General features: G+C 68.2%; 13 protein-coding genes and 1 pseudogene. 10 read left to right on the top strand and 4 right to left on the bottom strand.

What is annotated here, in order from left to right; translation table 11 throughout:
• The 5 genes and pseudogenes from C458_RS11290 to C458_RS11270 all read left to right on the top strand — a co-directional run.
• Positions 1-227, top strand: a pseudogene (locus tag C458_RS11290) (hypothetical protein); the annotation flags it as partial.
• Complete coding sequence (locus C458_RS11285; protein WP_008575809.1) at positions 224-1,165, top strand: alpha/beta hydrolase; 942 nt, start codon at positions 224-226, stop codon at positions 1,163-1,165. The pseudogene C458_RS11290 and the gene C458_RS11285, both read left to right, overlap by 4 nt.
• A 69-nt stretch (positions 1,166-1,234) precedes the next feature.
• Complete coding sequence (locus tag C458_RS11280; protein ID WP_008575807.1) at positions 1,235-1,726, top strand: hypothetical protein; 492 nt, start codon at positions 1,235-1,237, stop codon at positions 1,724-1,726.
• Positions 1,727-1,826: 100 nt separating this feature from the next.
• A complete protein-coding gene (locus tag C458_RS11275; protein ID WP_008575805.1) occupies positions 1,827-3,068 on the top strand; it encodes a TIGR00300 family protein in 1,242 nt (413 codons plus the stop codon).
• Between the two features lie 107 nt (positions 3,069-3,175).
• Entirely contained in the window at positions 3,176-3,886 is a 711-nt protein-coding gene (locus C458_RS11270; RefSeq protein WP_008575803.1) for a hypothetical protein, read from the top strand.
• A 30-nt stretch (positions 3,887-3,916) separates the two neighbouring features.
• Here the strand turns inward: C458_RS11270 and C458_RS11265 are convergent, their stop codons facing one another.
• Positions 3,917-4,318 (bottom strand): universal stress protein, encoded by a 402-nt coding sequence (locus C458_RS11265; RefSeq protein ID WP_006601445.1) that lies wholly within the window; start codon positions 4,316-4,318, stop codon positions 3,917-3,919.
• Between the two features lie 50 nt (positions 4,319-4,368).
• Positions 4,369-4,527, bottom strand: a complete 159-nt coding sequence (locus tag C458_RS17915; RefSeq protein ID WP_158250835.1) for a DUF1059 domain-containing protein — start codon at positions 4,525-4,527, stop codon at positions 4,369-4,371.
• A 163-nt stretch (positions 4,528-4,690) separates the two neighbouring features.
• On the opposite strand from C458_RS17915, the gene C458_RS11260 reads away from it, so the two are divergent.
• The 3 genes from C458_RS11260 (at position 4,691) to C458_RS11250 (ending at position 7,423) form a co-directional block, all read left to right on the top strand.
• Positions 4,691-5,698, top strand: coding sequence for a PGF-CTERM sorting domain-containing protein (locus C458_RS11260; protein ID WP_008575800.1), 1,008 nt, complete (start codon positions 4,691-4,693; stop codon positions 5,696-5,698).
• Entirely contained in the window at positions 5,686-6,051 is a 366-nt protein-coding gene (locus C458_RS11255; RefSeq protein WP_008578026.1) for a hypothetical protein, read from the top strand. The genes C458_RS11260 and C458_RS11255 overlap by 13 nt, the downstream gene beginning before the upstream one ends.
• Positions 6,052-6,112: 61 nt before the next feature.
• On the top strand, positions 6,113-7,423 hold the full coding sequence (locus C458_RS11250; RefSeq protein ID WP_008575798.1) for a phosphoribosylglycinamide synthetase C domain-containing protein: 1,311 nt from the start codon (positions 6,113-6,115) through the stop codon (positions 7,421-7,423).
• A gap of 19 nt (positions 7,424-7,442) precedes the next feature.
• Here C458_RS11250 and C458_RS11245 read toward each other — a convergent pair whose 3' ends face one another.
• Both C458_RS11245 and C458_RS11240 read right to left on the bottom strand, forming a co-directional pair.
• Positions 7,443-8,264 carry a zinc transporter gene (locus C458_RS11245; RefSeq protein ID WP_008575797.1) on the bottom strand — a complete coding sequence of 274 codons (822 nt, stop codon included), beginning with the start codon at positions 8,262-8,264 and terminating at the stop codon, positions 7,443-7,445.
• 75 nt (positions 8,265-8,339) lie between these two features.
• Positions 8,340-9,032, bottom strand: a complete 693-nt coding sequence (locus tag C458_RS11240; RefSeq protein WP_008575795.1) for an SDR family NAD(P)-dependent oxidoreductase — start codon at positions 9,030-9,032, stop codon at positions 8,340-8,342.
• A 95-nt stretch (positions 9,033-9,127) separates the two neighbouring features.
• On the opposite strand from C458_RS11240, the gene C458_RS11235 reads away from it, so the two are divergent.
• The gene (locus tag C458_RS11235) at positions 9,128-10,630 is read left to right on the top strand and encodes an NAD(P)/FAD-dependent oxidoreductase (RefSeq protein WP_008575793.1); all 1,503 of its coding nucleotides are present in this window, start codon (positions 9,128-9,130) and stop codon (positions 10,628-10,630) included.
• Positions 10,627-11,577, top strand: a complete 951-nt coding sequence (locus C458_RS11230; RefSeq protein WP_008575792.1) for a prenyltransferase — start codon at positions 10,627-10,629, stop codon at positions 11,575-11,577. The genes C458_RS11235 and C458_RS11230 overlap by 4 nt, the downstream gene beginning before the upstream one ends.
• Positions 11,578-11,621 lie beyond the last annotated feature (44 nt).

The raw sequence follows: 11,621 nt of genomic DNA, 5'->3' as shown, positions 1-11,621 counted from the left end.
ACCACGGCGAAGTCGGCCGCGCCGTCACGGCCTTCCTCGACCTCGCCCGCGACGACGAGTTCGAACCGAGAACCGTCGAGGCGACGGTGCTACGAAGCGAAGGCGACGTGCAGGCGACGTGGACGCTCGAAGCCGACTGGATTCGCGCGTACAACGACTACGCGCTCGACGACGAGGAGTTGTCCCAGCGCGTCCTCGACAGCCTCTACGAGGAGGGCGACGCGTGAGCGCGTGGCGACACCGCGGCGAGCCGCCCGCCGCGCGCGGCCCGCGTCGGCCCTCGCACTTCGAGTACTCGCGCGTCGCGCTGACGTTCGAGAGCGAGGGGACGAACTGCGCGGGCTGGCTCTACCGACCCGACGGCGTCGAGTCGCCGCCGGTAGTCGTCATGGCGGGCGAACTCGCCGCGGAGCGTCGCTTCGGGCTTCGACCCTACGCCGAGCGACTGGCCGAGGCTGGCTACGCGGCGTTCCTCTTCGACTACCGACACACCGGCGACTCCGACGGCGAGCCCCGGAACCTCGTCGACCCCGACTCACAGATTGCCGACTGGCACGCCGCGCTCTCGGGGCTCCGCGGGCGCGACGAAATCGACTCCCGCTCGCTCGTCCTCTGGGGTGCGGGGCTCTCCGGCGGCTACGCCCTCCGCGCGGCGGCCGAAGACGGTCGCGTCGCCGCCGTCGTCGCCCAGAATCCGATGCTCGACGGGAAAGCCGTCACGCGGGGACGCGGCGTCAACGGCGCGCTCGCCGCACTCGCGGCCGCCGCCCGCGACAAACTCCAGTCGCGGCTCCTCGGCCCGTATCGCGTCCCGGTCGTCGGCGACGGCTCGTCGATGGCCGTCTTCGAGGACCCCGGCGTGCGCGCCGCCTACCGCGACCTCGTGCCGCCGGGGAGCGCGTGGCGCGACGAGACGCCCGCTCGGCTGTTCCTCTCGTTACTTCGCTACCGAGCGCTTCCCGACCCGGACGCGGTCACCTGCCCGGCGCTCCTCGTTTCGGGAACTCGCGACGACCTCGCACCCGCCGACGCGGTCGCCTCCCTCGCGGACGAACTTCCGGACGCGACGCTCGTCGAACTCCCCGCGGGCCACTTCGACCACTACGACCGGGCGTTCGAACAGACGTTCGGCCACCTCCTGTCGTTCCTCCGAACGGTTCGCTGACGGAAGTCGTCAACCCGTTGAACGCTCGCGCGAACCATTATGACCTCGGCAGGCTTATCTCACACAGAAATGTCCACATCCACCCGTCTCGTCTCGTTGTTCCTCGCCGTCGCGCTCGTCACGGTGGCCGCGTCCGCGCCGGTGGTCGCACAGGAGTCGGAGACGCCGAGCGACGCCGACACACAACGGCTCCTCGAAGAGGGGGTCGCGCTGTACAACGACAACGTCGAAGAGTTAGACGTCTCGTTCGCCCGGAGTCTCGTCGCGGGGCGAACGGTGAACGTCTACGTCGAAGACGGGGGCGAGACTCGGGTGTTCTCCGCGTCGGTGCGAGACGACATGCGAATCGAGGACCTGTCGACCGGCCCCGACAGCGAGGCGTCGACCCGAATCACGACGGACCGAGAGACGCTCGAAACCATCGCCGAGTCGCCCGAGCCGATGGCCGAGGTGCGAAGCGCCCTCTCCGACGACCGCATCCGCGTCAACGGCGAGCGGGGCCACCCCGTCGACCAGGTCGTCTGGACCGTCGCCAACACGTTCAAGAGCTTCTTCCTCTGAGCCCGACCCGAACTGAACGCCGACCGACCCCGGCTTTTCTCAGCGTCGCCCCGTCCGCGCGTCCGTAACCCACTTTGCCGCCTTCCCCGTCTCTCCATCGATGACGTTCACGCGCACGGTCGAACTCGACGGCCACATCATCGACTCGGGGATGATGCAACAGGCCATGGGCATCGTGATGGACCTCGGCGGCGACTTCGACGTCGAGCAGTTCGACGTCGGCCGGCAGAAAGACGAGCCCTCCTACTGCCGGATGTCGGTGTCCGCGGACGACCGCGAGACGCTCCAGGAGATACTGCACGAACTCCACCAAATCGGCGCGAACCTCACGGACCCCGTCGACGCCCGCGTCGAGGCCTCGCCGGCCGACCGGGTCGTTCCCGTGGGCTTTTACTCGACGACGAACCACCCGACCGACGTTCGGTATCAAGGCGAGTGGCTCCCGGTCGAGGACATCGAGATGGATTGTGCGATAGTCGTCGAGGAGACCGACGACGGCCCGCGGGCCTACACGAAGGTCCTCAACGGCATCGAGGAGGGCGACCTCGTCGTTACCGACGAGGCGGGGATTCGCGTCAAGCCGCCGGAGCGCCCCCGCGACGCCTCCGGTCCCTTCGGGTTCATGCAGGGCGGCGTCTCCTCGGAGCGACCCTCGGAGTCGCTCATCGGTGAGGTCGCCGAGGCGCTCCGCGAGACCAAAGCCGACGGCGGGAACGTCCTCGTCGTCGCCGGGCCGGCGCTCATCCACTCCGGCGGCGGCGACGCCCTCGCCGAACTCGTCCGCGAGGGTTACGTGGACATGATTTCGGCCGGCAACGGCTTCGCCACCCACGACATCGAACGCGGGCTGTACGGAACCTCCCTCGGGATGGACATGGAGACGATGGAACACCCCCGAAAGGGCCACAAACACCACATCTACACCATCAGCGAGGTCATCCGCGCCGGCGGCATCGCCGAGGCCGTCGAGGAGGGACTCATCGAATCGGGCGTGATGTACGAGTGCGTGAAACACGACGTGCCGTACGTCCTCGCGGGGTCGATTCGGGACGACGGCCCGCTGCCGGACACCATCACCGACACCATCGAGGCGCAGAACGCCATCCGCGAGCAGGCCCACCGCGCCGACATGGTGCTGATGCTCTCGACGCTCCTGCACTCTGTCGCCGTCGGCAACTGCCTGCCGTCGACGGCCAAGACCGTCTGCGTGGACATCAACCCCGCGACCGTCACGCAACTGCTCGACCGCGGCTCCTCGCAGGCCATCGGGATGGTCACGGACATCGGGACGTTCGTGCCGACGCTCGCCGAGAAGGTGCTCGAAGCCGACGACGACAACTGACCGGGTCGCTCGCGGGTCGCGCCGCGCCGCCGCGGCACACCGTCTGACGTGTCTATTATGACCCCGGGTGGTCTCTCGTGTCCTGTATGCAACCCAAAGCAGCGCGAGTGCTCCTCGCCGCGGTCATGGTTCTCCTCGCCGGGTGCGGGGGCGGCGTCGGCGGCGACGCCACGGCCGCGACCGAACCGACGACAGACGCGACAGGTGCGACAGACGCGACGACGACCGCCGACGGCGAGTCGGCCAACCAGAGCGGCGACGCCGCCGAACGCACCCCAGTCACGTTCAACGAAACGTGGGACCAGCGGTACCGGGCCGGGCAGTACTACCGCTACGATATCGAGAGTCGGAGCATCGACGGCACCGCGACCTACGAGTGGGAGGTCGTCTCCGCGACCGATGACGAGGTGACGGTTCGGACGAAACTGGTCACGCCCAACGGGACGACCGAACAGACCGTGACCGCGCCGCCGGACGAGGTGTACGGCGAACTCGCCGGGACGCCGTCGGGGTCGGTCGCCACCCTCGGATTCGACTCGCCGTACTACAACGGCGTCGACGGCGAGACCCTCAGCGTCGGCGACAGCTGGGAGTCCTCGGGCCCCAACGGGACCGTCAGCTTCGAAGTCGAAGCGCTATCGACCTACGCCGGCTTAGAGTGTGCAGCGTTCGTCGTCCGGACGAACGGGAGCGTCTTCTGGGAGAGTTGCGTCACCCCGGAGAGCCCGCTGCCGGGCTACGTGGCGTTCTACGAGGAGGAAGGCGACGACACGCCGGCGTTCGAGATGGAACTCGTCGAGTACCGGGCCGGCGACTGAGTCGGCCGCGGCCAGTCTCGGGCGCGCCACTCAGACTGTTTCGAGCGGGACGACCGCCATCGGGATGTTCGAGTGTAACAGCACGTCCTGTGCCGTGCTCCCGAAGACGATTTTCGAGGTCGGATTGCGCTTTCGGATGCCGATGACGATTTCGTCAGCGTCGTGTTCGTCGGCGCACTGGAGGACGTCGTCGGCGGCGTCGTTGCCGCGGATGTACTGGTGGGTCTCTACGTCCACGAGGTCACCGAGTCGGGAGACGACGACGTTCAGCGCGTCTTCGCCGTCACGGACGTCCTCGCTGTCGGTGTCGTCGCCGCCGGGGTGGGAGTTGACGACGTGGACCACGTCGCCGGCGTCGATGCGCCGTGAGAGGTAGTCGCAGACTTCGGCGCTCGTGTGGACCGAGTTCGTCCCGATAACGTATGTTGCCATGTCCCATATCGCTACGCCGTCCTATAAAAATCCACGCCCGACCGCGCTCGTCAGGCCTGCTTCATCATCGCCAGCACGTCGTCTCTCGTCATCTCTTTTCCGTGTTCGTCGTGGGCGTGTTCCTGAATCACTTTCACCACCTCGTTTCTGTTCTCGGATGTCACGCTGAATCCGCACGAACACGTCGCCTGCTGCATCGCCTTCGACATAGCAGTACAGATACGCGCTCCGATGGCAAAGCGTGTGTTCACACTTACCATGACACTCTCGATGGCGGGGCGGTTCCCGCGGCCGCGGCGTCTCCGTCGTGTCGCCCGCGCCGTCACTCTGTCGGGGACAAAACATTTACCCAATCGTAAATGTCAGTCGGGTATGGAAAGAAACGCCCTCCTTACCGCCGGAGCGGTCGGCGTCGTCGTCGTGGCGCTCGTCGCCGCCGCCGTCGTTCCGGGGGTCATCGCGGACCCCACCGACGACGGGCCCGTCCGTCCCGGTCCGGTGGACGTCGCCGGCGTCTCCATCGCGGCCGGGGAGGCGACGGGGGAGACGGTCACCCTCGAAATCGAGACACGAATCGACCACCGAGGCAATCCCACGCAGAACGTGAGCGTCCTCGTCCGCGCCGTCGACGCCGAGTCGGGGCTGTTGACGACGACGCAGGAACTCGACGTGGGGACGCTCTCGAAGGACGGTGAGACGGCGACGACGACCGACCTCACGGTCCCCCGCGAAGGCGGCTACGACATCGAGGTCGTCCTATACAGCGACGACGAGCGGGTCGACGAGGCGCGAAAGAGCGTCCGCGGCGTCTCGGCTATCAAGCCGCCGTACCTCCAGTCGACCACCTCGTTCACCGACAGCGAGGCGCTTCCGCCCGTCTCCTTCGCCATCGCAGAGACCGGCGAGGACCGGACGACGCTCGACCTGACGGCGACGCTGACGAACGCTGGCGACGACCCGGCCGAGGACCTCTCGGTGTTGTTCGTCCTCCGGCAGGCCGAGTCCAACATCGTAGCCTCTCGGACGACGGTCGACGCGGGGACCATCGAAGCCGGGCGAACCGAGACGGTGGACGCGTCGGCGAGCGTCCCGAACGACTACAACTACTACATCGACGCCGTGTTGCTCCGCGACGGGGTCGTCATCGACACCGCCCGCGGCGCGGCGAACCTGAACCCAACGAGGACGATTAGCGTGAACCAGACCAGAGAGGACGTGGAACTCCGCGTCGAAGACTTCGAGAACGGCGACGGCGACGTGCCGCAGCGAACCGACTACGAGCAGACCGAGACTTCCTCGCAGGCACCCGGATTCGGGCCGATAGTGGCGGTCGTGGCACTGCTCGGGGCCGTCTTCGCCGCCCGGAGGTGGTCGAAATGAGCGAGCGCGACGACTCGACGACTGCCGACGAAGCCGACATCGAGACGATGGTATCGACCGACTCGACGCCAGAGCCGACCGAGAGTACCGAGGACGCGATAGACGACGAGGAAACCGAGAACCGCGAGTTCGCGGAGCGGATGCGCCGCTTCCTCGACTACGCCGTCCTCGCGGGACTGCTGTTGCTCGCGCTTATCGCGGCGTTACAGTTCTACCTCAACGCCAGCCAGACTATCACGACGTGGGTGAACCCCGAGTACCGCGCGCCGTTCCAGATGGCGTTCAACCTCGTGTTGCTCCTCGGGGCGGCGCTCGGCGTCTCCGTTCAGCTTCGCCGGCTGGCGAGCGACTGAGCGGCCCGCGCTACCTCTCACCACGCACACAGTTTTCAGGCCGCCGCCCGAGTCGAGAGATATGAACTTCCTCTTCGTGTCGGCGGACGCCGCGCTCATCACCGACCTCGCGTGGCAGGTCCGCAGAGAGGGCCACGACGTGCGGTACTACATCGAGGCCGAGCACGACAAGGAAATCGGCGACGGCTTCGTCCCGAAGACCGACGACTGGCGCGCGGAGGTCGAGTGGGCTGATGTCATCGTCTTCGACGACATCTGGGTCGGCCCCGACATCGGCACCGGCGCGCTCGCTCAGGAGCTCCGCGAGGAGGGCCACGCCGTGGTCGGCGGGACGCCGAACACCGACCGCCTCGAAGAGGACCGCGGCTACGCGATGGACGTGCTCGAAGAACACGGCGTCAACACGGTCGAACAGCGCGTCTTCCGCGACTTCGACGAGGGAATCGAGTACGTCCGGCGGAACCGCGCGCCCTACGTCATCAAGCCGCTCGGAGAGGTCCAGAACGTGAAGCGCCTCCTCTACGTCGGCAACGAGGACGACGGCAGCGACGTGGTCGAGGTGCTCCGCGCGTACAAGCAGGCGTGGGGCCACCGGATGAAGGGCTTTCAGCTCCAGCGGAAGGTCGAAGGCGTCGAAATCGCCGTCTGCGGCTTCTTCAACGGGGAGACGTTCGTCGACCCGGTGAACTTCAACTTCGAGCACAAGAAGCTCTTTCCGGGCAACATCGGCCCCTCGACCGGCGAGATGGGCACATCGATGTTCTGGGCCGGGCGCAACCGACTGTTCGAGGAGACGTTGGGCCGGCTCGAACCGTGGCTCGCCGCGGAGGGCTACGTCGGGAGCATCGACATCAACTGCATCGTCAACGAACACGGTATCTACCCGCTGGAGTTCACGCCGCGGTTCGGCTACCCGACGATTACGCTCCAAGAGGAGTCGTTCGAGTCGTCGACCGCGCAGTTCTTCTTCGACCTCGCCCACGGCAACGACCCCGAGCTTTCGGTCCACGGCGGCTACCAAATCGCGGTCCGCATCGTCCTGCCGCCGTTCCCCTTCACCGACGAGAAAACCTACGACGAGAACTCCCGCAACGCGGCGGTCGTCTTCGAGGCCGACAGCCGCGAGGGCGTCCACATCGAGGACGCGAAACTCGTCGACGGACAGTGGCGCGCCGCCGGCGAAAGCGGCATCCCGCTCGTCGTCACCGGGAAGGGCGAGACGATGCAGGAGGCGAGAAAACAGGCGTACGACCGCGTCGACGACATCGTCATCCCGAACCTGTACTACCGCGACGACATCGGCGAGCGCTGGATAGCCGGCGACGGCGACCGACTGCTCGCGTGGGGCTACCTCGGGCCGGCCGGCGAATAGTGGAGTCGTCGGGCGTCGGTTAGTTGAGCACCAGCCACGCGGCGAAGACGGCGAGGCCGCCGACGCCGGTGCTCAGCGCGGCGTGGACCCGGAGGCGGTCGAGAATCGCGTGGGCGTGGCCGTCTTCGACCGACAGGAGTTCGTGAATCTCGCTGCCGATTTCGCAGCGTGGGAGGAAATCCATGGCGACGTGGAGGAAGACGCCGGAGGCGAAGCCGAAGACGAGCCCGCGGAAGGCGTCGGTCGCGGGGAGCGACACCGCGCTGGAGATGATGGCGGCGATGCCGAGGCCCGCCGCGGGGAGGAGCAACGGCGCGACCGACTCGCCCCGACCCGAAAGCCGGCGGGCGGCCGCGTACCCGGCCGGTCCCTTGTGCGAGACGATAGCGAGGCCGAGGCCGACGCCCACGTCGATGTTTCCGTAGACGATACCGATAATCGCGCCCGCGGAGACGGCGTGCGCCGAGAGTTCGGTCACGGTGCGGTCCACGGGGAACTCCATGTGGGCGAAGCGATGCCCGACGGTGTGGGCGGCGAAGCCCGCGAGGATGCCGAAGGCGATGCCGAAGCCGCCGAACTGGGGGTGATGGCCGAGCGCCTGCGGGACCAGAAACACCGCGGCGCTCGTCACCATCGCGCCGCTGGCGAGGCCGTAGCCCCAGACGAGGCCCTCGGCGTGTTCGGTCCGACTCCGCGCGCCGAGGGGGGCGGCGAACGCCATCGCGCCGAAGGCGGCCCACGAGACGACGAGGAGATTCCACGCCTCGACGCTCGCGGCGTACGCGGAGAGCGCGACGAGCGCCGCGACGCTCCCCGCGCCGATGGCCGTCGAACGGTTCATATTGTGAACGAACCGATTGGGATTAATAAGGGGCGCGGTTCCGGCGGAACGGGTGGGTCGAAACGGCGGGGGGCCTCAGCGCGTCGCCCGCTTCCACGCCTTGAGGTCCGCGATGTCGCCGTCGAACTCGGCGGGGTCGGCGTCGGTCGCCGCCCAGACGAACAGGTCGGCCACGTCGTCGGGGTCGCGGCCCTGCCCGCCGGTGAGGTCGGTGGCGACGAGGCCGGGGTCGACGACCGTCACGGTCCGGTCGCAGTCGGCGGCGAACTGCCGGACGAGCGCCTCGGCGGCCGCCTTGGAGACGGCGTACGCGCCCATTCCCGGCTTCGCCTCGCGGGCGACGGAGCCGGAGGGGACGAGGATTCGCCCGTCGTCGGCCATGTGCGGGAGCGCCTCTTTGACCGCCGCGAAGACGCCGCGGACGTTGGTCCTGAGGGTGTCGTCGAACGCCGCGTACGAGTCCTCGGGCGCGGGCATCTCGCCGGGCATCCCGTGGGCGACGGCGGCGTTGGCGACGAGTACGTCGATGCGTCCGCCGGCGCGGGCCGCCGTCTCCATCAGGCGCTCCATGTCGAGTTCGTCGCGCACGTCGGCGCGGACCGAGCTGGCGCTGCCGCCGCCGCGTTCGATATCGTCGACGACCGACTGGAGGGCGTCGCCGTCGCGGGCGCAGACGACGACCGTCGCGCCGGCGCGACCGAGGGCGCGCGCGACCGCCGCACCGATGCCGGAACTCGCACCCGTGACCACCGCGGTGGTGTCGTTCATGCGGGGCCGTAGGGAGGGCCCGAGCCTAAAGCTACCCCCCGACTGCGGTCGATTCGGTCAGTCGATTTATGCCCTCAACGTCCGTACGAACGGACATGAATTCTGTCTCGGCCCTCGACTCTCTCGCCGGTGAGTCCGTCGTCGTCATCGGCGGCGGGTTCGGCGGCCTCTCGACGGCGTGCTATCTCGCGGACGCCGGTGCCGACGTGACGCTGTTGGAGAAGAACGAACAGCTCGGCGGCCGAGCCAGCACGCTCGAACGCGACGGCTTCCGGTTCGACATGGGGCCGTCGTGGTATCTCATGCCCGACGTGTTCGAGCGCTTTTTCGCCTACTTCGGCAAGCGGCCCGAGGACTACTACGAACTGACGCGGCTGGACCCCCACTACCGCATCTTCTTCAAGGACGGCGACCGGGTCGATATGCTCCCCGACGTGGCGGCCAACAAGGCCACCTTCGAGTCCTACGAGCCCGGTGCGGGCGACAGGCTCGACGACTACCTCCGGAAGGCAGAGCGGAACTACCGAATCGGGATGGAGCACTTCGTCTACACCGACCGCCCGGCCCTCACCGACTACATCGACCTCGACGTGTTCCGGTACTCGTGGGGGCTGTCGCTCGTCGGCTCGATGCAGGACCACGTCGAGAACTACTTCGACCACCCGAAGCTCCAGCAGATAATGCAGTACACGCTGGTCTTTCTCGGCGGCGCGCCGAACAACACGCCGGCGCTCTACAACCTCATGAGTCACGTGGACTTCAACATGGGCGTCTACTACCCCGACGGCGGCCTCGCCGGCGTCGTCGACGCCATCGTCGACCTCGCCGAGGAGTTGGGCGTCGAGTTCCACACCGACTCTCCCGTGGCCGAAATCGCCGGTCGCCGCGGTGGCTTCGCCGTCCGCACCGAAGACGGCCGCGAGTTCCTCTGCGACCAGGTCGTCTCCGACGCCGACTACGCCCACACCGAACAGGAACTCCTCCCGGAGAAGAAGCGCCAGTACGACGCCGACTACTGGGACTCACGGACGTACGCCCCCTCGGCGTTTCTGCTCTACCTCGGCGTCGAGGGCGACGTGGACGAGCTCGCCCACCACACGCTCGTCCTCCCAACCGACTGGGACGACCACTTCGAGACGATATTCGACGACCCCGCGTGGCCCGACGACCCCGCGTACTACCTCTGCGTGCCGTCGAAGACCGACGACTCGGTCGCACCCGAGGGTCACAGCAATCTGTTCGCGCTCGTCCCCATCGCGGCCGGGTTGGAAGACACGCCGGAACGCCGCGAGCGCTACCGCGACCTCGTCCTCGACGACATCGCCGAGAACACCGGCGTCGACCTCCGCGACAGAATCGTCGTCGAGGAGTCGTTCTGCGTGAACGACTTCAAGGAGCGCTACAACAGCACGCAAGGCACGGCGCTCGGCCTCGCGCACACGCTGTTCCAGACGGCGCTGCTCCGGCCGCCCCACGGCTCCGACGCGGTCGACGGCCTCTACTTCACCGGCTCGTTCACCACGCCGGGCATCGGCGTCCCGATGTGTCTCATCAGCGGCCAGCTCACCGCCGAGGAGATGGCCGACGACGCGAGGTGAGCGCCGACATGGCCGCAGGGACCGAGGCCGGTGAAGGCGGTAAGGACCGCGAGGACCGCGAGGACCGCGAGGGAGGCGCACCCGGCGGTAGCGGACCCGAGAACGGCGGGCTCCGCGACCGGCTCGTCTACCTCGCGGTCCTCTCGCGGCCGCGGTTTTGGCTCTACCTCGCCGGCCCCGTCGTCGTCGGCGTCGCGGCCGCCGCGAGCGCCCCGAGCGAGCTGTTCGGCCGCCAGCCGGTCGCCCTGTTCGCGTACTTCCTCGTCCCCGCGAACGTCTTCCTCTACGGCGTCAACGACGTGTTCGACGCCGACGTGGACGAGGCGAACCCGAAGAAGGACGACCGGGAGGCCCGCTGGCGCGGCGACCCCCTGACTTCCGCCGTCGTCGCCGCGAGCGGCCTGCTCGGCGTCGGCCTGTTCGCCCTCGCCCCGCGGGTCGCGTGGCCGTGGCTCGCCGCGCACTTCTTCCTCGCCGTCGAGTACAGCGCGCCGCCGCTTCGGTTCAAGACGACGCCGCTCCTCGACTCGGTGTCGAACGGGCTGTACGTCCTGCCGGGCGTCGCCGCCTACGCGGCCGTCTCGGGGTCGAATCCCCCGATGCTCGCGGTCGCCGGCGCGTGGCTCTGGACGATGGGGATGCACACGTTCTCCGCGATTCCCGACATCGAACCCGACCGCGAGGCCGGGATTCGGACGACCGCGACGGCCCTCGGCGAGCGCCGGACCTACTGGTACTGCGCCGCGACGTGGGCGCTCGCCGCCGTCGCCTTCGCCGCGGTCGACCTCCGTCTCGGCGCGCTGTTGGCGGCCTATCCGGTCGTCGTCCTCGGCATCGTCGCCGCCGGCGTCGACGTGGACCGGGCGTACTGGTGGTATCCCGTCATCAACACCGTCGTCGGTATGCTCATCACGCTCGGGGCGCTCTGGAGGCTCGTCAATGGGTAACGGCGAGTCGGAGGTGCGCCCGTGAGCGCGAGCGACCTGCGAGC

The sequence above is a fragment of the Haloferax sp. ATCC BAA-644 genome, assembly GCF_000336975.1.
GTDB lineage: Archaea > Halobacteriota > Halobacteria > Halobacteriales > Haloferacaceae > Haloferax > Haloferax volcanii.
Note: the sequence above shows the minus strand (reverse complement) of the source record. Positions and strands in the feature narration are given on the sequence as shown.

Bases quoted from the DNA above. Each gene is read 5' to 3' on its own strand.
- C458_RS11280 (WP_008575807.1), top strand. From the start codon at position 1,235: ATGTCCACATCCACCCGTCTCGTCTCGTTGTTCCTCGCCGTCGCGCTC.
- C458_RS11275 (WP_008575805.1), top strand. From the start codon at position 1,827: ATGACGTTCACGCGCACGGTCGAACTCGACGGCCACATCATCGACTCG.
- C458_RS11265 (WP_006601445.1), bottom strand. From the start codon at position 4,318: ATGGCAACATACGTTATCGGGACGAACTCGGTCCACACGAGCGCCGAA.
- C458_RS17915 (WP_158250835.1), bottom strand. From the start codon at position 4,527: ATGTCGAAGGCGATGCAGCAGGCGACGTGTTCGTGCGGATTCAGCGTG.
- C458_RS11260 (WP_008575800.1), top strand. From the start codon at position 4,691: ATGGAAAGAAACGCCCTCCTTACCGCCGGAGCGGTCGGCGTCGTCGTC.
- C458_RS11250 (WP_008575798.1), top strand. From the start codon at position 6,113: ATGAACTTCCTCTTCGTGTCGGCGGACGCCGCGCTCATCACCGACCTC.
- C458_RS11245 (WP_008575797.1), bottom strand. From the start codon at position 8,264: ATGAACCGTTCGACGGCCATCGGCGCGGGGAGCGTCGCGGCGCTCGTC.
- C458_RS11240 (WP_008575795.1), bottom strand. From the start codon at position 9,032: ATGAACGACACCACCGCGGTGGTCACGGGTGCGAGTTCCGGCATCGGT.
- C458_RS11235 (WP_008575793.1), top strand. From the start codon at position 9,128: ATGAATTCTGTCTCGGCCCTCGACTCTCTCGCCGGTGAGTCCGTCGTC.